General features: G+C 42.7%; 18 protein-coding genes, 2 tRNA genes and 3 rRNA genes. 14 read left to right on the top strand and 9 right to left on the bottom strand.

The window, feature by feature from the left end:
* Positions 1-194: 194 nt before the first annotated feature.
* Entirely contained in the window at positions 195-1,562 is a 1,368-nt protein-coding gene (gene tilS, locus M5X66_RS14005; protein ID WP_036956381.1) for a tRNA lysidine(34) synthetase TilS, read from the top strand.
* Positions 1,563-1,646: 84 nt separating this feature from the next.
* Here tilS and rof read toward each other — a convergent pair whose 3' ends face one another.
* A complete protein-coding gene (gene rof, locus M5X66_RS14000) occupies positions 1,647-1,910 on the bottom strand; it encodes a Rho-binding antiterminator (RefSeq protein WP_006658392.1) in 264 nt (87 codons plus the stop codon).
* Between the two features lie 338 nt (positions 1,911-2,248).
* Between rof and M5X66_RS13995 the strand changes: the two genes are divergently transcribed.
* The gene (locus M5X66_RS13995; protein ID WP_036956383.1) at positions 2,249-2,905 is read left to right on the top strand and encodes a copper resistance protein NlpE N-terminal domain-containing protein; all 657 of its coding nucleotides are present in this window, start codon (positions 2,249-2,251) and stop codon (positions 2,903-2,905) included.
* A 104-nt stretch (positions 2,906-3,009) separates the two neighbouring features.
* On the opposite strand, the gene proS is transcribed toward M5X66_RS13995, so the two are convergent.
* The 6 genes from proS to metN all read right to left on the bottom strand — a co-directional run bounded on the left by proS (position 3,010) and on the right by metN (position 8,738).
* Entirely contained in the window at positions 3,010-4,728 is a 1,719-nt protein-coding gene (gene proS, locus M5X66_RS13990) for a proline--tRNA ligase (RefSeq protein WP_036956385.1), read from the bottom strand.
* A 120-nt stretch (positions 4,729-4,848) separates the two neighbouring features.
* The gene (tsaA, locus tag M5X66_RS13985) at positions 4,849-5,568 is read right to left on the bottom strand and encodes a tRNA (N6-threonylcarbamoyladenosine(37)-N6)-methyltransferase TrmO (protein ID WP_154599815.1); all 720 of its coding nucleotides are present in this window, start codon (positions 5,566-5,568) and stop codon (positions 4,849-4,851) included.
* 7 nt (positions 5,569-5,575) lie between these two features.
* Complete coding sequence (gene rcsF / locus M5X66_RS13980; RefSeq protein WP_230082465.1) at positions 5,576-5,887, bottom strand: Rcs stress response system protein RcsF; 312 nt, start codon at positions 5,885-5,887, stop codon at positions 5,576-5,578.
* Between the two features lie 260 nt (positions 5,888-6,147).
* On the bottom strand, positions 6,148-6,969 hold the full coding sequence (locus M5X66_RS13975; RefSeq protein WP_036956390.1) for a MetQ/NlpA family lipoprotein: 822 nt from the start codon (positions 6,967-6,969) through the stop codon (positions 6,148-6,150).
* Positions 6,970-7,060: 91 nt separating this feature from the next.
* A complete protein-coding gene (metI, locus tag M5X66_RS13970; protein ID WP_036956392.1) occupies positions 7,061-7,714 on the bottom strand; it encodes a methionine ABC transporter permease MetI in 654 nt (217 codons plus the stop codon).
* Entirely contained in the window at positions 7,707-8,738 is a 1,032-nt protein-coding gene (gene metN, locus M5X66_RS13965; protein WP_154637109.1) for a methionine ABC transporter ATP-binding protein MetN, read from the bottom strand. Before metN ends, metI begins: the two co-directional genes overlap by 8 nt.
* A 169-nt stretch (positions 8,739-8,907) precedes the next feature.
* Here metN and gmhB point away from each other — a divergent pair, with 169 nt between their 5' ends.
* The 11 genes from gmhB (at position 8,908) to M5X66_RS13910 (ending at position 20,318) form a co-directional block, all read left to right on the top strand.
* The gene (gene gmhB / locus M5X66_RS13960) at positions 8,908-9,474 is read left to right on the top strand and encodes a D-glycero-beta-D-manno-heptose 1,7-bisphosphate 7-phosphatase (RefSeq protein ID WP_036956395.1); all 567 of its coding nucleotides are present in this window, start codon (positions 8,908-8,910) and stop codon (positions 9,472-9,474) included.
* A gap of 428 nt (positions 9,475-9,902) precedes the next feature.
* Positions 9,903-11,441 (top strand): 16S ribosomal RNA (locus M5X66_RS13955).
* A 65-nt stretch (positions 11,442-11,506) separates the two neighbouring features.
* Positions 11,507-11,583 (top strand) — tRNA-Ile (locus tag M5X66_RS13950).
* A gap of 133 nt (positions 11,584-11,716) precedes the next feature.
* Positions 11,717-11,792 (top strand) — tRNA-Ala (locus M5X66_RS13945).
* 334 nt (positions 11,793-12,126) lie between these two features.
* Positions 12,127-15,032 (top strand): 23S ribosomal RNA (locus tag M5X66_RS13940).
* A 139-nt stretch (positions 15,033-15,171) separates the two neighbouring features.
* Positions 15,172-15,287: ribosomal RNA gene (rrf, locus tag M5X66_RS13935) — 5S ribosomal RNA — on the top strand.
* Together the 16S, 23S and 5S rRNA genes with 2 tRNA genes alongside form the textbook arrangement of a ribosomal RNA operon.
* 546 nt (positions 15,288-15,833) lie before the next feature.
* Positions 15,834-16,625, top strand: a complete 792-nt coding sequence (locus M5X66_RS13930) for an endonuclease/exonuclease/phosphatase family protein (protein WP_036955808.1) — start codon at positions 15,834-15,836, stop codon at positions 16,623-16,625.
* A gap of 116 nt (positions 16,626-16,741) precedes the next feature.
* The gene (locus M5X66_RS13925; RefSeq protein WP_230083387.1) at positions 16,742-17,275 is read left to right on the top strand and encodes a DUF1287 domain-containing protein; all 534 of its coding nucleotides are present in this window, start codon (positions 16,742-16,744) and stop codon (positions 17,273-17,275) included.
* Between the two features lie 243 nt (positions 17,276-17,518).
* Positions 17,519-18,706: an NAD(P)/FAD-dependent oxidoreductase gene (locus M5X66_RS13920; protein WP_108478389.1), complete on the top strand. Its 1,188-nt coding sequence runs from the start codon at positions 17,519-17,521 to the stop codon at positions 18,704-18,706.
* A gap of 13 nt (positions 18,707-18,719) precedes the next feature.
* Positions 18,720-19,112: a hypothetical protein gene (locus M5X66_RS13915; protein ID WP_108478388.1), complete on the top strand. Its 393-nt coding sequence runs from the start codon at positions 18,720-18,722 to the stop codon at positions 19,110-19,112.
* Positions 19,113-19,127: 15 nt separating this feature from the next.
* A complete protein-coding gene (locus M5X66_RS13910; protein WP_270103663.1) occupies positions 19,128-20,318 on the top strand; it encodes a methionine gamma-lyase in 1,191 nt (396 codons plus the stop codon).
* Between the two features lie 102 nt (positions 20,319-20,420).
* Here the strand turns inward: M5X66_RS13910 and M5X66_RS13905 are convergent, their stop codons facing one another.
* Positions 20,421-21,788 (bottom strand): amino acid permease, encoded by a 1,368-nt coding sequence (locus tag M5X66_RS13905; RefSeq protein WP_108478386.1) that lies wholly within the window; start codon positions 21,786-21,788, stop codon positions 20,421-20,423.
* Between the two features lie 177 nt (positions 21,789-21,965).
* On the opposite strand from M5X66_RS13905, the gene queE reads away from it, so the two are divergent.
* A complete protein-coding gene (gene queE / locus M5X66_RS13900; protein WP_270103662.1) occupies positions 21,966-22,637 on the top strand; it encodes a 7-carboxy-7-deazaguanine synthase QueE in 672 nt (223 codons plus the stop codon).
* Positions 22,638-22,690: 53 nt separating this feature from the next.
* On the opposite strand, the gene queD is transcribed toward queE, so the two are convergent.
* Positions 22,691-23,056 (bottom strand): 6-carboxytetrahydropterin synthase QueD, encoded by a 366-nt coding sequence (gene queD / locus M5X66_RS13895; protein ID WP_036955790.1) that lies wholly within the window; start codon positions 23,054-23,056, stop codon positions 22,691-22,693.
* Between the last annotated feature and the right edge of the window lie 201 nt (positions 23,057-23,257).

The following is a 23,257-nucleotide window of genomic DNA, read 5'->3' as shown; positions in this document are numbered from 1 at the left end:
ATTGTAGTGGTACCGTTAATTTTTTCTTCCCCGCTTAGGCGGGGTTTTTCTTGCTAACTCGATATCTTTTCCCTTGCACCCCATTTACATCTGAATATCCTTAAATATTGATGCAGATTTTTCTTGTGATTATGTTCGGTATATTATGTTCTAGCGCTAGAAAAATCGTAAAAATAATGGGGAAGGGCAGGTTAATGGCCGAAAAATCAGCAATTATTGTTGAGCACGTTTACAGTAAAATAAAAAACTATCAAAAAATTCTGGTTGGATTCAGTGGTGGCATTGATTCTACCGTACTGTTGCATGCCCTTTATCAAATCAAAAATAGCATAAATCCTTTACTCCAAATCCGCGCAATTCATATTCATCATGGTTTAAATATTCAAGCGGACAAATGGGAAGCTCACTGCGCTTCATTATGCCAACAATGGGATATTCCGTTTATTTGCCAGCATGTAACTGTAGATAGCGCTCAGATTGGTGTTGAAGCGGCTGCAAGAACTGAACGTTATCAGGCATATCGTGATGAGCTACTCGAAGATGAAATTTTGGTGACGGCTCAGCATCTTGATGACCAAGCAGAAACCTTTATGCTGGCACTTAAACGCGGAAGCGGCCCCGCAGGGCTTTCCGCGATGCCGGAATCACTTTCTTTTCAAGCAAAAAGTGGAAAAACAGTTCTATTACGTCCTTTGCTTTCTATTTCTCGCCATGAATTAGAAAACTATCGAACGGAACATCAACTTCCTTGGGTTGAAGATGATAGTAATCAAGATGACCGATATGATCGTAACTTCTTGCGTTTGAATATTATGCCAAGATTATCTGAACGCTGGCCTCATTTTGCGAATGCAGTTTCCCGAAGCGCATTATTATGCGCAGAACAAGAAGCATTACTGGATGAACTGCTACAAGATTCCCTTGATGACATTATTGATTATCGCGGTGGATTATACATCGATGGGCTTATCCATTGTTCAGTAGCCAAGCGTAACGCCTTGATCCGCAGATGGATTGGTCTTCACCAACTTGCTATGCCGCCATTTAATCAATTAGAACGAATTTGGCAGGAAGTGGCACTTGCCCGGCAGGATGCAGAACCTATCTGTCGCTTGGGTGATGTGGAAATTCGCCGTTATCAAGGGGCTCTGTGGGTGGTTAAGCGCATTAATAGCCTGATGGGAAAACAGTATCAGTGGAATTATCCAGAGGCTTATCTCTTACCTGAATCACTGGGAACACTGGTTGTGATGGATGGAGAAGGGCAGATCCGCCCACCACAAGAAACGGAAAAAGTGACAATTCGCTTTGGATTGCAAGGCTCACTAAATATTGTTGGTCGCCATCATTCACGCAGTAGTAAAAAGATTTGGCAAGAATTGGGTGTTGCTCCATGGATGCGAGAAAGAACCCCGCTGATTTACTATAACGAAACACTAATTTGTGCCGTGGGATGTTTTATTACTCCTGATGGATTTGTGGGAGAAGACACTGTTGGGATTGCTATTGATTGGCAAAATTCCGAACATTGGATAAATACCAATGAGTTTTCCTGCGAATAAGCTGCATAGACTACCCAAAAAGTAGAAACCCCTTATGACTGTGACTATCATAAGGGGCATAGAAGAAACTCAGAAAAACGAGTATTAGTGGGAGTGGTCGACAACGATAGTGCCGATTTCAGGATGACTGAAGGATGAGATAATATCCAGTCTTAGCTCCTTAGTGCCTTCCTGTGTGATCAGGACGAGGTACTCAATTTTTTTTCGTAGGAGCAAATCACTGGCTTGCCCTTCAATATTCTCGCCGTCATTAAGCTTAATTTGCAGCTTTAATTGACGCTGGCATGCGATTTCTAGATATTCGTAATCATCACAATTGATTGGTTGATATTCATTATCTGTAGACATATTCCCTCACCACTGTGTTAGTGGCGGTTATTGCCGCCTTGAACATGTTTGTATTATCTAAAAACTCTAGCATTTATCGACTAAGCATTATCGGCTAAGCATTTACCGATGAAATAAAAAGCTAAATCAAAAGTGCTTGGCTCGATAATAGCATAGTAATTTAATAACTATAATCAGTGACGTGGGAAAAGGAAAATTCTTATTCACTAAACTGATATCTTTAGCTGGTTATTTATCCGATTGTAAACTTTTGCATACCTTATTTTTTTATTGGTTGAGATGTTATGATGTCTTAATAAGCGAAACAGTGATAATTGAATGATCTGAAGGGAATTATAATGAAGAAAGTACTTTTATTAGCTCTTATTTCAGCGGGTGCTGTGGCATTATCCGGCTGTCAAAGTAGTGTCAATGAAGCAAATTTTGCGCCTGTAGACCATGTTTATAGTGGTGTACTTCCTTGTGCGGATTGTTCGGGAATTGAAGCAACACTATTAGTTAATCCAGATGGTAGCTATGTTGAGCAACTGCTTTATTTAGAAACCCGTGAAGGGAACCAAATGTTCCATGAAACAGGTAACTGGTCTAGCACGGAAAATGTATTAACATTAACTAACTCAAAAGCAGAACGTACATACTTTGCACAATCTCCTGATAACCAGTCAATCACACTGCTAGATTTAGAAGGCAAGGCGATTGAGAGCTCAATGAACCATACCTTAAAACAGGTCACTCCAAGTAAAAAGCGTGGCGAATATCGTTATATGGCGGATGCCGCTGTATTTACTGAATGTGGTTCTGGGCGTAAATATGCAACGTCAGGTATTGAGCTAGAGAAAGCCTATAGTGATACCGATGTGGATGGCGGTACGCCAGTGTATTTAGAAGTGGATGGTTTCTATTCAATTCGCCCATCAATGGAAGACGGTCAATTTGATTCTGCATTTATTCCTACAGGGAATATTCAGTTTGATAAAACCCGCTCCTGCAAATAACCTGAATTCGTTTTGGTTATATTGTAAAAAGGCTTAGTGGTAATAAAAAAGCTCAGAGACAGTAAAACTGAACTCTGAGCTTTTTATTTAGGCTAACGTAACGGTTATTTAGCTAATTTTTCTTTTAGGAAGCTAACGACGTTATCTAAACCAACTAGTTGTTTGTCATCACTGCGGCGTGATTTATATTCAACTTGGTTAGTATCTAAATTACGATCACCAATGACGATAGTGTACGGAACACCAATCAGTTCCATATCGGCAAACATCACACCCGGACGCTCTTTACGGTCATCAAAAATAACATCGATGCCTTGTGCTTTCAGGTCTGCATACAGTTTTTCAGCAACTTCTTTAACGCGATAAGACTTATGCATGTTCATTGGCAGGATAGCAACGTGGAACGGTGCGATAGCGTCAGGCCATACAATACCGCGCTCATCGTGGCTTTGCTCAATCGCAGCTGCAACAATACGTGTTACACCAATACCATAGCAACCCATTGTCACGATTTGGTTATGACCTTCTTCATTCTGCACAGAGGCTTTCATTGCTTCAGAATATTTTGTGCCTAACTGGAAGATATGGCCCACTTCGATACCGCGTTTGATTAACAGGGTACCTTTACCATCTGGACTTGGGTCACCCGCTACCACATTACGCAGGTCGTAAACTTCCGGCAGTGGGAGATCACGTTCCCAGTTGATGCCAAAGTAGTGTTTACCATCAATATTAGCACCTGCACCAAAGTCACTCATCACCGCAACGCTGCGGTCAATGACGATTGGCATTGGCATTTTCACAGGACCTAAAGAGCCAGGACCTGCGTTAACAGCTTTACGGATCTCTTCTTCTGATGCAAATTGCAGTGGGCTTGCCACTAATGGGTGTTTTTCTGCTTTAATTTCATTAAGTTCATGGTCGCCACGAATTAACAGAGCAACTAAAGTATGACCAGAGTCTTTCTCGGCATGGACAATCAGAGTCTTAACTGTTTTCTCGATTGGCAGATTGAACTGTTCAACTAATTCAGCAATCGTTTTTGCATTTGGTGTATCAACTAAATGCATCTCTTGGCTTGGCGCTGCACGTTGAACACTTGGCGCAACCGCTTCAGCAAATTCGATATTGGCTGCAAAATCAGATTCAGTGGAGAAGACAACATCATCTTCGCCGCTTTGTGCTAAGACTTGGAATTCGTGAGAAGCGTTACCACCGATAGAACCGGTGTCTGCCTGTACTGCACGGAAATCAAAGCCAATACGGGTGAAAATTTTGCTATAAGCTTGGTACATTGCATCGTAAGTTTCTTGCAATGACTCTTGGCTTGTGTGGAACGAGTATGCATCTTTCATGATAAATTCACGAGAACGCATTACACCGAAGCGAGGACGAACTTCATCACGGAATTTGGTTTGAATTTGGAATAAATTCAATGGTAATTGTTTGTATGAAGTGATCTCGTTACGCACTAAATCAGTGATAACTTCTTCGTGGGTTGGACCTAAAACAAAAGGACGTTCACCACGATCTACAAAGCGCAGTAACTCAGGGCCATATTGTTCCCAACGTCCACTTTCTTGCCATAAGTCAGCAGGTTGAACGACGGGTAAAGATACCTCGATAGCGCCTGCATTTTCCATTTCTTCACGAACGATGTTTTCTACTTTACGCAGAACACGCACGCCTGTGGGTAACCAGTCATACAGACCAGAAGCAAGTTTACGGATCATCCCTGCACGCAGCATCAGCTTGTGGCTGATAACTTCTGCATCCGCAGGGGTCTCTTTTAGAGTTGAGAGCAGATATTTGCTAGTACGCATTGTATAGGTTCCATTAGAACAACAAATTATGGTAGGGCTTATGCCTACCCAATAATTTAAAGCTGCTAAGCAGCGGAATAAACAGCTAGTCTACCAGTGACGATGCTTTGTCAAAAGAGGTTAACGCGATTTTTCATTACGTTCGATGGCAAACACTTCAGTGATATTATTAGTCACTCGCCAGCGTACATTGAAATCTAATAAATGAACCGCATAATCACGGGCTTCATTGGATTGTTTCTTATAGGCAGGACGTGGGTCCTGCTTTAATACTTGCTCAATAAAAGACGCTAATCCAGGATAGTGAGATTGGTATTTATCACATTCAAGCTGAGCTTGTGTGCTAAATATAACCTGCATATCTTCTGAGGGTGCTTCTTGAGCATAACCTGCTTTGGCGGTTGTGATAGCTTCAGCAAAAGGTAGATACGGTTTGATATCTATCACTGGTGTGCCATCAACTAAATCTAGGCTACCGAGTTCAAGGATGACTTGGTTGTTTTCGATAGTCACATCTTTTAATTCAACTAACGACATCCCAATCGGGTTTGGTCGAAATGTTGAACGAGTGGCAAACACACCCATTTTATCGTTACCACCTAAGCGGGGAGGGCGTACTAGCGATTTCCAGCCACCTTCTATCGTTTGGTGAAAAACAAACAACACCCAAATATGACTAAATTGAGTTAATCCTCTAACGGCATTGGGGTCATTGTATGGCGGATGTAAATGCAAACGCCCAAAGCCGTTTTGAACCAGCCCAGGCTGGCGAGGAATAGCAAACTTTTCTTTATAAGGGGATTCGATATGCCCGATAACATTAAATTGAAAAGATTGCATAAGTTGATTATTCAACAATTTTAAGTGCGCTACCTTCACATACCGTTGCTTGGTAACAACCCGGTGCTGATTTGGTTTGGCACTGATGTAATAACACTGCATCTGCAGCGATATAAGCGGCTTGCGTCAACATACTGTTTTTAGCTGAATCAAGGTTAATCGGGGGACTCTTTGCATTTTTTCTGCATGACTCACCAGATACAATACCTAAGTCACGAAATGGCATTCCTAATAATTCTTCAGGGCTGTTCATTAATTTAATGTTTTCTGCGCTGACATCTTCTTCAGTTTCGACAGGTAAAGGTTTCGATAATTTCATGCTCGAAAACCCTTTATTCATGCTTGGACTGGTGTATTGATTAATTCCGCACCCAGCTAAAACAAATGTAGCGAGGGCGAGCAAAAACAATCTCATAAATATTACCTTTTTATTATCTGCGCTAGCGCATTAATTATGTAATCGGTTTAAAGCTAATTTATTTGAAACAAATCGGTTTAATGCTTGTCGGTATGATACAAAAAAACTAGGTGACATAAAGTCACCTAGCATTTTATACACATTTTTTTTAAGAGAAAAGCTTACCAGCCTTTAACTGCTCCACCATCGAAAACTTCGTTGGCCTTTTCTGCCACTTCATTAGATTGATATGCTTGAATAAACTTCTTCACATTCTCGCTATCTTTATTATCTTCACGAGCCACAATAATGTTCACATATGGAGAATCTTTATCTTCAACAAACAGACCATCTTTTGCTGGAGTCAGTTTTGGTGTTGCACTGCTAGCCCAAGTTGTGTTGATGATAGCCAATGCAATTTTTTGATCATCCAGAGCACGTGGTAACTGTGGCGCTTCTAATTCAACAAATTTTAAGCCTTTTGGATTTTCAACAACATCCAACACGGTAGGCATTAAACCTGTGCCATCTTTTAACTTAATCAAACCTTGTTTTTGCAGTAACAGTAATGAACGACCTAAGTTAGTTGGGTCATTTGGCAGCGCTACTTGTGAACCGTCAGCCAATTCATCAATGGATTTAATTTGTTTAGAATATCCTGCAATTGGATAAATGAAGGTATTTCCAACAGGAACTAATTTGTAGTTACGGTCTTTAATTTGCTGATCCAAATAAGGTTTATGCTGGAATGCGTTAGCATCAATATCACCTTTGCTTAATGCTTCGTTTGGTAGTACGAAGTCATTGAAAGAAACTAATTCAACATTCAGACCATATTTTTCTTTAGCAACTTTTTGTGCAACTTCAGCAACTTCAAACTCTTTGCCCATGATCACACCGACTTTGATGCTATTTGGATCTTTTTGTTTTTCACCACAGCCAGCGAGAGCTAATGTTCCTAACAGCGCGCCAACTACTGCAATTGATTTTAACTTAATAGACATAATTTACCCCTTTAGACACTATTTATAGCACCTTAACTACTGTGTAGCGTTTTTTGGCGCTGCTATTGTTTCTGACTATCTAGATTACGGACTATTTATGCGACACTTTTTTCATTAGATATTCACCCGTGAACTGAATGATGAATACTAAGACAATCAATAGAACCAGAACGGTATTCATAACTAATGGATTATAAGTATAGTACCCATATTGCATTGCAATTTGTCCTAATCCACCGGAACCCACTGCACCGCCCATTGCGGAATAACCGACTAACATAATTAATGTAATGGTTGCTGCGTTAATTAACCCCGGTAAAGATTCTGGCAGTAATACTTTGCGAATAATCTGTAACGGAGTTGCACCCATAGCGCGTGATGCTTCAATTAAACCATTCGGCACTTCTAATAATGCGTTTTCAACCATGCGAGCAATAAACGGAATTGCGCCAACAGTTAATGGAACAATCGCACCTTCAATACCAATCGCAGAACCTACAATGAATTTGGTAAAAGGGCTGATCCAGACTAATAAAATAATAAACGGTATTGAACGGAATATGTTCACGACAGCAGAAATAACGCTATACAGAACGGTATTTTCCATGACTTGCCCACGACGAGTGACATAAAGTAGGACGCCTGTCGGGATACCTAAAATAAAACCTAAAATTGCAGAAACGAAAGTCATGATAATGGTATCAATCGTTCCTGAAATAAGCAGTGAAATCATTCCCTCAGACATAACCTAAAACCTCAACTTTCACATGGTGCTCTTTCAAAAATGTAATAGTGGACTCAATGCCATTTTCTAAGCCGTGTAATTCAGCCAGCATTACACCGAATTTAACGCCACCGGCATAATCAATCTGAGAGCTTAAGATATTAATATCGATATCAAATTTACGTACGGCCATTGAGATTAATGGCGCATCCACCGATTGCCCTGTGAATTCCAGTTTCAATAACGGAGAGAGATCTTTACCCGACTCTGGCTGCAAACGTTCTTTATAGTCATCAGGAATATCAATAACTAACGTTGACTTAATAAATGCTTGAGCAACTGGCGTTTTAGGGTGAGAGAAAACTTCACTCACTTTATCTTGCTCAATAAGCTGACCGCCACTGATCACTGCCACTTGGTCACAAATACGTTTCACGACATCCATCTCATGGGTGATCAATAAGATGGTTAAACCTAAGCGACGGTTGATATCTTTCAATAATTCTAAAATAGAGCGCGTCGTTGCTGGATCTAATGCACTTGTTGCTTCATCACACAGTAATACTTTTGGTGAGTTTGCTAAGGCACGGGCAATAGCCACACGCTGTTTTTGACCACCAGAAAGGTTTGCTGGATAAGCATCTTTCTTTTCAGATAAACCGACTAACTCTAATAATTCATCAACGCGCTGTTTAATGATCTCTTTCGGTGTATTGTCTAATTCTAATGGCAACGACACGTTATCAAACACAGTGCGTGAAGATAATAAGTTGAAGTGCTGAAAGATCATGCCAATTCTACGGCGTGCTTTTGTGACTTCTTTCTCTGGCAGAGACGTTAAATCTTGTCCATCAACAATGACTTGCCCTGATGTTGGACGCTCCAGCATATTCACACAACGAATTAAGGTACTTTTACCTGCGCCGGATGCACCAATGACACCATATATTTGACCAGCAGGAACATGCAGGCTGATATCAGTCAGCGCCTGTATATTGCGGTTTCCTTGCTGGAACACTTTATTAATATTTGAGAGCTTTATCATTCTATCTTCTATTCTCTGACGAATTATATTCAAGATACTGTATCTAACTTGCATTGGATGTTAAGGCGTCTAGACGTCTAAGTCAATAAAGTTTGATGGATTTATTCTATTCTCATTTCATTTCTTTTCATGAGATACTAAAAACCATTTCAGTTTGAGGAGTAAAGCAGTGAGCAAAGGCATTCCAGCAATCTTTCTAGATAGAGATGGCACAATTAATATCGACCATGGTTATGTACATCAAATTGATGACTTCGAATTTATCGAAGGCTCAATTGAAGCCATGATTGAACTCAAAAAGATGGGATATGCATTAGTTGTCGTGACTAATCAATCTGGTATCGGTCGTGGTATTTATACCGAAGACCAGTTTATGACACTGACTGAGTGGATGGATTGGTCTCTAGCTGACCGCGGTGTTGATTTAGATGGTATCTACTTCTGTCCTCATCACCCAGATGCAACAGTAGAAGAATATAAGCAAGAATGTAATTGCCGCAAACCAAAACCGGGAATGCTTTTAGATGCCCAGCAATTTTTAAACATTGATATGACTTCTTCTATTATGGTTGGCGACAAACTTGCAGATATGCAAGCGGGTAAAGCTGCTCTTGTGGGTACAAATGTGTTAGTAAAAAGTGGCGAACCTGTTACAGATGACGCTATTGCGAGTGCAGATTTGGTGATTAATAGTCTTGCAGACCTGCCAAAAGCCTTAAAAAGCATCACAAAGTAACCATTTTGGGTGATAAATCAGCAATTGGAAATTATTTTAAAAAAAACACTTGCGAGATTTTTCGAGCTCCCTATAATGCGCATCCGTTGTCACGACAAACCGGCTCGAAGAAAACCTCGAAGTCCCGTGATAACAGAGGTGAAGAAAGAAAATAGTTGAAAATAATCGCTTGACTTTCTAAATAAAAAACGTAGTATACGACACCTCGCGACAACGACCTAAAGTCGATAATCAAAAGATTAAGTCGCACCGCTCTTTAACAATTTATCAGACAATCTGTGTGGGCACTCACAGGACACTATCAAAAAAATATTTGATTTTAAGTCTTGAAGAGTGACTAACACGTTAATTCATATATATGAACTAATAGGTAATTTGGTTTCTTCGGAAATCAAACGACAGTAACATTCTTTGAGCATCAAGCTTTTTAATTGAAGAGTTTGATCATGGCTCAGATTGAACGCTGGCGGCAGGCCTAACACATGCAAGTCGAGCGGTAACAGGGGAAGCTTGCTTCTCGCTGACGAGCGGCGGACGGGTGAGTAATGTATGGGGATCTGCCCGATAGAGGGGGATAACTACTGGAAACGGTAGCTAATACCGCATAATCTCTTAGGAGCAAAGCAGGGGAACTTCGGTCCTTGCGCTATCGGATGAACCCATATGGGATTAGCTAGTTGGTGAGGTAATGGCTCACCAAGGCGACGATCCCTAGCTGGTCTGAGAGGATGATCAGCCACACTGGGACTGAGACACGGCCCAGACTCCTACGGGAGGCAGCAGTGGGGAATATTGCACAATGGGCGCAAGCCTGATGCAGCCATGCCGCGTGTATGAAGAAGGCCTTAGGGTTGTAAAGTACTTTCAGTTGGGAGGAAGGCGTTGATGCTAATATCATCAACGATTGACGTTACCAACAGAAGAAGCACCGGCTAACTCCGTGCCAGCAGCCGCGGTAATACGGAGGGTGCAAGCGTTAATCGGAATTACTGGGCGTAAAGCGCACGCAGGCGGTTGATTAAGTTAGATGTGAAATCCCCGGGCTTAACCTGGGAATGGCATCTAAGACTGGTCAGCTAGAGTCTTGTAGAGGGGGTAGAATTCCATGTGTAGCGGTGAAATGCGTAGAGATGTGGAGGAATACCGGTGGCGAAGGCGGCCCCCTGGACAAAGACTGACGCTCAGGTGCGAAAGCGTGGGGAGCAAACAGGATTAGATACCCTGGTAGTCCACGCTGTAAACGATGTCGATTTGGAGGTTGTTCCCTTGAGGAGTGGCTTCCGGAGCTAACGCGTTAAATCGACCGCCTGGGGAGTACGGCCGCAAGGTTAAAACTCAAATGAATTGACGGGGGCCCGCACAAGCGGTGGAGCATGTGGTTTAATTCGATGCAACGCGAAGAACCTTACCTACTCTTGACATCCAGAGAACTTAGCAGAGATGCTTTGGTGCCTTCGGGAACTCTGAGACAGGTGCTGCATGGCTGTCGTCAGCTCGTGTTGTGAAATGTTGGGTTAAGTCCCGCAACGAGCGCAACCCTTATCCTTTGTTGCCAGCGATTCGGTCGGGAACTCAAAGGAGACTGCCGGTGATAAACCGGAGGAAGGTGGGGATGACGTCAAGTCATCATGGCCCTTACGAGTAGGGCTACACACGTGCTACAATGGCGTATACAAAGAGAAGCGACCTCGCGAGAGCAAGCGGAACTCATAAAGTACGTCGTAGTCCGGATTGGAGTCTGCAACTCGACTCCATGAAGTCGGAATCGCTAGTAATCGTAGATCAGAATGCTACGGTGAATACGTTCCCGGGCCTTGTACACACCGCCCGTCACACCATGGGAGTGGGTTGCAAAAGAAGTAGGTAGCTTAACCTTCGGGAGGGCGCTTACCACTTTGTGATTCATGACTGGGGTGAAGTCGTAACAAGGTAACCGTAGGGGAACCTGCGGTTGGATCACCTCCTTACCATTGAAGTGTTTTTGTGAAGTGCTCACACAGATTGTCTGATGAAATAGAGTAACGGTATCGATAGGCTTGTAGCTCAGGTGGTTAGAGCGCACCCCTGATAAGGGTGAGGTCGGTGGTTCAAGTCCACTCAGGCCTACCAAAATCGAATTGATGCTTCGTTATAACTCAGCTCGTTTACCAGACGTAAACGTCGCCAAGTTATGCCTTGCTTAAATTCGATTTAACTCAAAATTCTTTCTTAGTGAGAGAATCGATACTGGAATTACCTTTATGGGGCTATAGCTCAGCTGGGAGAGCGCCTGCCTTGCACGCAGGAGGTCAGCGGTTCGATCCCGCTTAGCTCCACCATAAACTTTCTGATTATTCAGAATAGATTAGAAATAGTCTATTGCGAATAATTATGCTCTTTAACAATCTGGAACAAGCTGAAAATTGAAAACAACGCACATTGTTTATCGCTTAAACAATGTGAGAGTCTCTCAAAAATCTCAACTTGAACGTGTTTTTCAAACACACAAGCGAGTGGCATGAGCGAGCAGTGTGAAATTCAAGGTGGACAGCGTGCAGCAAGCGCAGCGTACATAAGTACGTGAGCATTGCGAACCCTGCCCAACGAAGAAGTTCACCACGCACAGCCATGACGTTTCGTGTCGTCTGATAAAAAGACACCTTCGGGTTGTGAGGTTAAGCGACTAAGCGTACACGGTGGATGCCTAGGCAATCAGAGGCGATGAAGGACGTGCTAATCTGCGATAAGCGTCGGTAAGGTGATATGAACCGTTACAACCGACGATTTCCGAATGGGGAAACCCAGTGCAATTCGTTGCACTATCGTTTGATAAATACATAGTCAAACGAAGCGAACCGAGGGAACTGAAACATCTCAGTACCTCGAGGAAAAGAAATCAACCGAGATTCCCCTAGTAGCGGCGAGCGAACGGGGAGCAGCCCAGAGTCTTAATCAGCATTAGCATCAGGAGAACGGTCTGGAAAGGCCGGCAGTAAAGGGTGATAGCCCCGTATCCGAAGGTGTTAGTGTTGTGAACTCGACGAGTAGGGCGGGACACGTGTTATCCTGTCTGAATATGGGGGGACCATCCTCCAAGGCTAAATACTCCTGATTGACCGATAGTGAACCAGTACCGTGAGGGAAAGGCGAAAAGAACCCCGGCGAGGGGAGTGAAATAGAACCTGAAACCGTGTACGTACAAGCAGTGGGAGCACCTTTTTGGTGTGACTGCGTACCTTTTGTATAATGGGTCAGCGACTTATATTCTGTAGCAAGGTTAACCGTATAGGGGAGCCGTAGGGAAACCGAGTCTTAACTGGGCGAATGAGTTGCAGGGTATAGACCCGAAACCCGGTGATCTAGCCATGGGCAGGTTGAAGGTTGGGTAACACTAACTGGAGGACCGAACCGACTAATGTTGAAAAATTAGCGGATGACTTGTGGCTGGGGGTGAAAGGCCAATCAAACCGGGAGATAGCTGGTTCTCCCCGAAAGCTATTTAGGTAGCGCCTCGTGAACTCATCTTCGGGGGTAGAGCACTGTTTCGACTAGGGGGTCATCCCGACTTACCAACTCGATGCAAACTACGAATACCGAAGAATGTTATCACGGGAGACACACGGCGGGTGCTAACGTTCGTCGTGAAGAGGGAAACAACCCAGACCGCCAGCTAAGGTCCCAAAGTCATAGTTAAGTGGGAAACGAAGTGGGAAGGCTCAGACAGCCAGGATGTTGGCTTAGAAGCAGCCATCATTTAAAGAAAGCGTAATAGCTCACTGGTCGAGTCGGCCTGCGCGGAAGATGTAACGGGGCTAAACTATGCACCGAAGCTGCGGCAGCGATATGTAAATATTGTTGGGTAGGGGAGCGTTCTGTAAGCCTGTGAAGGTGTACTGTGAGGTATGCTGGAGGTATCAGAAGTGCGAATGCTGACATAAGTAACGATAATGCGGGTGAAAAACCCGCACGCCGGAAGACCAAGGGTTCCTGTCCAACGTTAATCGGGGCAGGGTGAGTCGACCCCTAAGGCGAGGCAGAAATGCGTAGTCGATGGGAAACGGGTTAATATTCCCGTACTGGTGATAATTGCGATGGGGGGACGGAGAAGGTTAGGCTGGCCGGGCGACGGTTGTCCCGGTTTAAGGATGTAGGCAGGTGAATTAGGCAAATCCGGTTCACTATATGCTGAGGTCTGATGACGAGTCACTACGGTGGCGAAGTAGCTCATACCCCGCTTCCAGGAAAAGCCTCTAAGCTCTAGATTATCATTAATCGTACCCCAAACCGACACAGGTGGTCAGGTAGAGAATACTCAGGCGCTTGAGAGAACTCGGGTGAAGGAACTAGGCAAAATGGTGCCGTAACTTCGGGAGAAGGCACGCTGGCATTAGGTGAAGTGGTTTACCCATGGAGCTGAAGCCAGTCGCAGATACCAGCTGGCTGCAACTGTTTATTAAAAACACAGCACTGTGCAAACACGAAAGTGGACGTATACGGTGTGACGCCTGCCCGGTGCTGGAAGGTTAATTGATGGGGTTATCCGTAAGGAGAAGCTCTTGATCGAAGCCCCAGTAAACGGCGGCCGTAACTATAACGGTCCTAAGGTAGCGAAATTCCTTGTCGGGTAAGTTCCGACCTGCACGAATGGCGTAATGATGGCCAGGCTGTCTCCACCCGAGACTCAGTGAAATTGAACTCGCTGTGAAGATGCAGTGTACCCGCGGCAAGACGGAAAGACCCCGTGAACCTTTACTATAGCTTGACACTGAACATTGAGCCTTGATGTGTAGGATAGGTGGGAGGCTTTGAAGCGTGGACGCCAGTCTGCGTGGAGCCAACCTTGAAATACCACCCTTTAATGTTTGATGTTCTAACGTAGCCCCGTAATCCGGGGTGCGGACAGTGTCTGGTGGGTAGTTTGACTGGGGCGGTCTCCTCCCAAAGAGTAACGGAGGAGCACGAAGGTTGGCTAAGCATGGTCGGACATCATGCGGTTAGTGCAAAGGCATAAGCCAGCTTGACTGCGAGAGTGACGGCTCGAGCAGGTACGAAAGTAGGTCTTAGTGATCCGGTGGTTCTGTATGGAAGGGCCATCGCTCAACGGATAAAAGGTACTCCGGGGATAACAGGCTGATACCGCCCAAGAGTTCATATCGACGGCGGTGTTTGGCACCTCGATGTCGGCTCATCACATCCTGGGGCTGAAGTAGGTCCCAAGGGTACGGCTGTTCGCCGTTTAAAGTGGTACGCGAGCTGGGTTTAGAACGTCGTGAGACAGTTCGGTCCCTATCTGCCGTGGGCGTTGGAAGATTGAAAGGGGCTGCTCCTAGTACGAGAGGACCGGAGTGGACGCACCACTGGTGTTCGGGTTGTCATGCCAATGGCATTGCCCGGTAGCTAAGTGCGGAAGAGATAACCGCTGAAAGCATCTAAGCGGGAAACTTGCCTTGAGATGAGTCTTCCCTGACTCTTTAAGGGTCCTAAAGGAACGTTTAAGACTAAGACGTTGATAGGTTGGGTGTGTAAGCGTAGCGATACGTTGAGCTAACCAATACTAATGAACCGTGAGGCTTAACCTGACAACACCGAAGGTGTTTTCGAGAAGAGAGATTGAGTTGATTTTCAAAGAAAGTGAGAAGCCGAAAGGTAGGCACACAGCTTGTTCAGGATTGAACTTCTGGTTTAAGAGAAAACTTAGACGGGAATAAACAGAATTTGTCTGGCGGCAATAGCGCGGTGGTCCCACCTGACCCCATGCCGAACTCAGTAGTGAAACGCCGTAGCGCCGATGGTAGTGTGGGGTCTCCCCATGTGAGAGTAGGGAACTGCCAGACATTAAATTAGCCGAGAAGCCACCCATTGGGTGGCTTTTTTGCGTTAGGGGAAATGAAAATAGCAGAAAGGTATTTCATAAATTGACTTATCACTAGTAAAATCGGGGGGATGGTAACTCGCTAACTACCCAAAAGACCTAATATCGCTCTGGCTTCCCGCCTTATAAACGGAGCTTTCATTGTCAATAACCATTATCAGTAATGAAGTTATCCTACATATTGAGTGAAAATCGACCGTCATATGAGCCCTATCTACTTTATATCCTAACCAAACAGCAAAAAATGCCTCCATTACACGCACTTTTTTCTTTTGTTAAGCCGTTATTTAGAATATTTATCACGGTGAATGATAGAGAATTTGATGGAGATAGTCAGACTGACTTAGAAAGGTCACAAAAAGGAATAATAAGTTCCTTAAGATTACCGGTAAGATATTTGATATACTGTACGCGAGTCAGTCAAACCAATGCTAAACTAGCATAGTTGGCAGCAATACTGTTGCTACCAATAATACTGTTGTTATCAATTTCGTAGGGAATCCGGTACGTGGCTAAAAGAACCTATTCTGTTCGGTACATTGCTGGCGAGCCTGCAAAACGTATTCAGCCTATGCCAATTCATATGCTAGGTGATTCTCTTCCTATTGGTCTTCCTCTGTTTCCTGCGGGTGAAATGCTGGATGTGGTTACGTGGAATATTTATAAGCAGCAGCGACCAAATTGGAAATCTACGTTAGCAGAGCTCGTTAAAGAGAAAAAACTGTTATTGCTCCAGGAAGCACAAATGTCACCAGAATTGGTTTCTTTTGCTGCTTCACATCAATTGGTAGCAGACCAAGTCCCTGCCTTACCTTTTTCTCCTCATCCATCAGGGGTAATGACTCTCGCGACAGCTCACCCTATTTATTGTTGTCCATTACGAGAAAAAGAGCCGCTATTACGTTTAGCGAAATCGGCTTTGATCACGGTTTATCCATTGCCTAATGGTAAGCATTTAATGGTTGCTAACGTACATGCCATTAACTTTAGTTTTGGTGTTGATGTGTATAGAAAGCAATTGAGTAAGTTAGGTTCTCATATTAGCAAACATGTCGGTCCCGTTATTCTCGCGGGGGACTTTAATGCATGGAGCCGTCAGCGAGTAAATGCATTGAAACGCTTTATTCGTTCAGTTGGCTTGAAGGAAGTTCTCTACGATTTAGATTTACGAACAAAAGCTTTTGGTCGTCCATTAGACTTTATGTTTTATCGCGGCTTAACACTGAAAGAAAGCCACGTATTACAGACAGATGCGTCAGATCATAATCCTATCATTACCCAATTTAAATTAACTAATTAATACCTTTTTAAGATTATCCCACCTTATTTATCCCTGTAATTATTGTAGATTTTATTCTCTATTTTATGGGGATTCATACCTTGAAACGATTACTATCTATCGCTTTACTATTTTGCATGCCCTATGCATTAGGAAAAAGTAACCTTGAGTTGGCAAAACAAGCCGAACAATTACCTCGCCTTGTTGTTTATGATTCATCTTATCGCCAGATAGATTACCCTAATGGGGATGTTCCCAGCCATTATGGTGTCTGTTCTGATGTTGTGATACGCAGTTATCGTAAGTTGGGTATTGATCTTCAAAAACAGCTTCATGAAGATATTAAAAAAAACTTTAGCCAGTATCCAAGTCAAAAAATGTGGGGGCTTCGTAAGCCTGATACCAATATTGATCATCGGCGAGTACCTAACTTAGAAACCTTTTTTGCTCGAAAAGGTACTGTTAAACCTATTACGGTAAAAGGGGAGGATTATTTACCCGGTGATATCGTTTCATGGCGTTTAGATAACGGCCGTCCACATATAGGAATTGTGACATCCATCAAAGCATCGAATAGTCGATATTACTTAGTGATGCACAATATTGGATATGGACAAGTTGCTGAGGATGTCTTATTTAAATGGAAGATAGTTGGACATTATTCATATTAATCTTTTTCTTTCAATGAGCTGCAATGAAATTTAATTTTATCACTTATGAATGCTTCACTTTTCTTTTACCAGAGAAAGCGTTTTAATATCTCAAAGTGATTAGTTTTTTTTGTTGATTCTCGAATTATATGCAATTTATTGTATTGGTTGTTATTGGCATTAAACTATATTTATTAAGTGTAAAGCACGGCGATGAGCAGGTTTTATTTATCGGGCTGTTTTATTTCTTAAGGATTTTAAATCATGAAAAATATAGTTATTGTGGGTGGTGGTACTGGCGGTACCATGTTAGCTAATATTTTGGCTAGAAAACTTAATAAAGACATTTTTTCTCAAAGAATAAAAATAACGTTAATAACAGATAATCCGATACATTATTATAAACCTGCATTTATGTATGTGGCTTTTAATATGTTCTTTAAAGAAGAACTAAGCCGACCTGAGCGTGAATTATTAAGACCAGAAATTGAATTAGTCATTGATAAAGTTGACTCATTTGATTTTAAAAATAAAGAATTATACTCAAGAAATAATAAAAAATATCACTATGACTATTTAGTCGTTGCCACAGGGTGTATCCCTAGGCCTGAGCGTATTGAAGGATTAAAGGAAATAGGTAACCATTTTTATGCCTATGATGCCTCGCGTAAATTAGCCGACCAATTATCTAAGATTGAAAAAGGTCGTATTTTTATTACCGTTTCATTTCCTGAAACACCAAACGTTCCCCATCAGTGTGGTATAGCGCCGATGGAAACAACACTCATGATTGATGAGTTTTTACGTAAACGTCGAGTTAGAGATAATATTGAAATTGTTTATACCTATCCAACGGTTGCACAATTACTGCGTAATTGTTTATTCATGCAACAGCCGGTTTGCGAAGTCATTCCTGAAGTGTTTGTAGCTCGAAATATTAAAGCTCAAAGAGGGTTTACTTTAAATAAAGTCGACCCAGATAAGAAATTAGCTTATTCCAAAGAAGGTGATGAGCAGCCTTTCGATTTATTAATTAGCACTCCACCTATTACCGCAGTAGAGGCGGTCGTAAATACCGGATTAAGTGAACACAATAATGGTGAAGGTTGGTTACCAACAGACCATGAAACAATGCAAGTCTATGGTGTTGAAGGTGTTTATGTTATTGGTGATACAGTTGATTTACCAATTAGTAAAGCGGGGGGGAGCTGCCATAACCAAGCTGCAATTATTGCTGATAATATTTGTGGTGAGTTAATTTATGGTTACCCAGCGGCTATTTATGATGGTCGAGTACAAGCTGTTGCTCAAATGGGATTAACGGCGGGTATGCCTTTGCAATACGATTACAAGCACGATGTTATTCCAACTCCGCCAACAAAGCTCGGTGGATTACTAAGAAATGGCTTCAATAGAGGTATTTATTGGGCAGCAATCCGTGGCTTAGTTTAATAAGGAATTAAAAATGTCGAATAATGAAAATCAAAGTAAATTGCTTGAACTATTAAGTTCCGAATCTGGTAATCATCTTGCTGAAAAATTAGCACCGTTATTACACTTAAATCGCTTAGACAATATTGTGGATCTGCTTTCACTAGTATCTGACCTTGTCGATATATTAGATAACAGTACAGTAGAACGATTATCAAATTCTTTTGAAGATACTTTAGTGCCTGTATGGGAATTAGGTACTGCCTACAATATGGCAAAAATGGAAGGAATACATGATAGTAAAAATCCTAACTTTCGCTCAGTGTATGGATTATTAAAAGATCCAAATACATTGCGTGGAATTACGACGCTTTTGCGAACAATGCAAATTGTCGGTTCTCGATTATCTCAATCCCAAGGAGGGTAATTTTTCGGAGGTGGTATGAGTTTAGATATAAAACGTTCTTTCGAAACACGGGCAATTCATAGTCACTATAATGCACAAGATCATTTAGGTTCATTGGCATCGCCAATTTATCAAACATCGACTTATGTATTTAAAAGTGTCGAAGAGGGCGCAGCCTGTTTTAGTGGTGAAAAAGATGGCTATATTTATACCCGAATTAATAACCCAACATTAAATCTATTGGAAAATAGAATTGCCTCTCTTGAAGAGGGAGAGGCGGCAATTGTGTTCTCGTCAGGTATGGGCGCAATCACGGCTACATTTTGGACATTATTAAATCCGGGTGATGAACTGTTAGTGGACTTAACAGTTTATGGCTGTACTTATGCCTTTTTTCATCATGGGTTGGCTCGATTTGGTGTGAAAATTAAGCACATTGATATGAGTGATCCAGAGAGTGTCACTCAAGCCATTACGAAAAAAACGCGCATGATATTCTTTGAGTCACCCGCTAACCCGAACATGCGTTTGGTGGATATTGCTGCGGTGAGTGAGATTGCTCATCGACATAATATCTTAGTGGTAGTCGATAACACCTATTGCACGCCGTATATTCAAACACCACTGACATTGGGGGCGGATATTGTGCTGCACTCGTTGACCAAGTACATGAATGGTCATGGGGATGCTATGGGGGGAGCGGTAGCCACAACGGCAGAGTACGCAAAACTAATTCGATTAGTGGGGTTGAAAGATATGACGGGGGCATGCTTATCTCCTCATGACGCTAACCTGATTATTCGAGGAATGAAAACCTTGTCTGTTCGTATGGATAGGATAGTCCAAAGCACACAGAAAATTGCTGAATATTTAGAAGTGAACCCAAAAGTCGCTACCATTATGTACCCGGGTTTGCCGAGTTTTGAGCAATACCATTTAGCTCAAAAGCAGATGAAATTAGCCGGAGGCATGATTGCATTTGAGCTAAAAGGGGGGCTGGAAGCAGGCAAGCGGTTCTTAAACCATTTAACGCTGTTCTCTAGGGCGGTGAGTTTGGGAGATTGCGAGTCATTGGCGCAGCATCCTGCCAGTATGACTCATTCGACCTATACACCGGAAGAAAGGCTGCAATATGGCATTAGTGATGGGCTGATTCGACTATCTATTGGTTTAGAAAATGTTGATGAGTTAATTGCAGATATTGAACAGGCGCTTGCGTCAGCGTGATGTAGTAGAACTAACGGTTCCATAAAATCAAAAATCATTAAAAAAACAGCCCTAGATCTGTTCGATGTAGGGCTGTTTTATTGATCTCTTAATGAAAAGGGATCAACGTTTTTGGTAATAACGCATCGCAAAGAAAGTGATACTGAGTAAAGCCACCCACACAAAGCCTACGATCAGCGCCACTTGCGTATCTTTAAAGAAGCCTAATAAAGCGATAACAAACACCATAAATGCGATGGTGATTGCTGGACCTACAGGCCAGAACGGTACAGGGAATTTCAGTTTTTTGATTTCTTCTTGGCTCATCTTGCGGCGCATTGCCACTTGTGACAGTAAAATCATTAACCAGACCCACACCGTTGCGAAGGTCGCGATTGACGCGATGATCACAAAGATTTTTTCTGGTAACAGGTAGTTCAGATAAACCCCTAATAACATCACAACGGACATCACCAGCACTGTTACCCATGGCACACCGCTTTTGGTCAGTTTAGTAAAGACTTTCGGTGCTTGCCCATCTTGAGCCATACCATACATCATGCGACCTGCGCCAAAAATATCACTGTTGATAGCGGAAATTGCAGCTGTGATCACCACGATATTCAGGATATTGGCTGCGGATTGAATACCTAAGCTATCAAAGATTTGGACAAACGGACTACCGTTTTGACCGATTTGATTCCATGGGTAGATACACATCAGGATAAACAGCGTTAATCCATAGAATAATAGAATACGGATAGGCACCGCATTGATAGCTTTAGGTATGGTTTTTTCAGGATTTTGCGCTTCACTTGCCGTGATACCAATTACCTCAATACCACCAAAAGCAAACATAACGATGGCTAGAGAGGCTATCACCCCTTCAATGCCATTTGGCATAAAGCCGCCATGCTCCCATAAGTTTTGGATACCCACTTCATGGTTAGTTTCTTGACCAAAACCGTAGATCATCAAGAAGGCACCGCCGACAATCATGGCAATAATGGCACTAACTTTAATAATCGATAGCCAGAATTCCATCTCACCGAAAATCTTAACGTGGCAAAGATTGAGGGCGCTAATAAATAGCACGATACTCAATACCCATACCCATTGGTCGACATGCGGGAACCAGAAGCCCATATACATCCCGAAGGCCGTAATATCGGCTAAACAGACTACCAGCATTTCAAATACGTAGTTCCAACCTGTTAAAAAACCCGCTAGAGGACCCATATAATGGCTTGCGTAGTGAGAGAATGAACCAGGGACTGGATGATGAACCGCCATTTCGCCGAGGGCACGCATCACCATAAATACAGCGGCACCACCTAACATGTAGGCAAGTAACACCGCAGGACCTGCTGCCTGAATCGCAGACGCAGAACCGTAGAATAGCCCAGTACCAATCGCTGACCCTAAGGCCATAAAGCGAATGTGCCGGACACTCAGCCCCTTTCTGAGTTGATTTTGTTCACTACTTTGCATGTCTTTTCCTGTCATTGACTTTATTTCGAAATATTGTACCGAATATTGTTTCGGTTTCGTTGTTTGAGTTGACGTACTTTCCTGAACGCAGGGTGACTACATTATCACAAAGTGCATTGCCCGCGAGATAGATATCTGCAATATAATATGCGCCAAATGGAATCTTCTAGGAGCAATATGAAATACCCAATTAATGAAATCTTCCAAACTTTACAGGGGGAAGGTGTTTTTACTGGCGTCCCTGCTGTTTTTATTCGTTTGCAAGGCTGTCCAGTGGGCTGTAGTTGGTGCGATACCAAACAGACCTGGGACAAAGAGCCCGCGAAGGAATCCACATTGGGTGATATTGCATTAAAAACACAAGACAGTGATTTATGGGCAATGTCCGATGCCGAAAGCTTAATCCAACTGATGCAACAAAACGGCTATACCGCAAAACACATCGTGATAACGGGCGGAGAGCCGTGCATTTATGATTTAACGAACTTAACGCAATCCCTTGAAGCGAATGGGTTTCAATGCCAGATTGAAACCAGCGGCACTTACCCAATCATCTGCACTGAAAATACCTGGGTCACTGTCTCGCCGAAAGTGGGTATGAAAGGTGGATTGCAAGTACTCGAACAGGCGATTAATCGTGCCAATGAAATCAAGCATCCTGTAGCGCGTGAAAAGGATATTGAAGCCCTTGATCAGCTATTATCTTTGCGAACTCAAGGGGAGCCACCGATTGTGGCGCTTCAGCCTATTAGCCAAAAAATGTCAGCGACGAAGCTATGTATTGATATCTGCATCCAACGCAACTGGCGGCTATCCATTCAAACCCATAAATATTTAAATATTCAGTAATCATTATGTCTTTGAGCTGTAGGTGATAACTTACAGCTCAGCACCTATTTGACTTAGGCTTCTCCGCGATATACACAGCCTGCATTGCAGGTTTCTTTAACCGTAATGGCACTTAATAGTGGTAACAGTGGCTTGGTTTGCTGCCAAATCCAGCGAGCAAGTACTTCACTGGTTGGGTTTTCTAACCCTTCAATCTCATTTAAATAGTGATGGTCTAGACGCTCATAGATAGGTTTAAAGGCGCTTTTCACATCAGCAAAATCCATGATCCATCCCGTATGCGCATCAATTTCACCCGTGATTTCTAAGCGCACCATGAAAGAGTGCCCATGCAGGCGACCACATTTATGCCCCTCGGGTACATGAGGAAGGCGGTGGGCTGCTTCAAAGTGAAAATCTTTGTAGATGGTTGTGCTCATAAATTTCTCCTTACTAATGTTTAGTAGCGTATTCTACTGTTATTTTTACTCAAAATGTCGTTATTTATCGATTTCTGGCTAATCTTTTTATTCGATATTCATCATCGAATATTTTCTTTAGGATTTTTAGCTATTAGTTATGGCTATAGTTTCTTATCTTCCTAGTTATGGCTGTTATAACCTTTATCTTCATTTGGGATA

This window comes from Providencia sp. PROV188, assembly GCF_027595165.1.
GTDB classification, from domain to species: domain Bacteria; phylum Pseudomonadota; class Gammaproteobacteria; order Enterobacterales; family Enterobacteriaceae; genus Providencia; species Providencia lanzhouensis.
The sequence above is the reverse complement of the archived record's forward strand: the minus strand, read 5'-3'. Positions and strand labels throughout refer to the sequence as shown.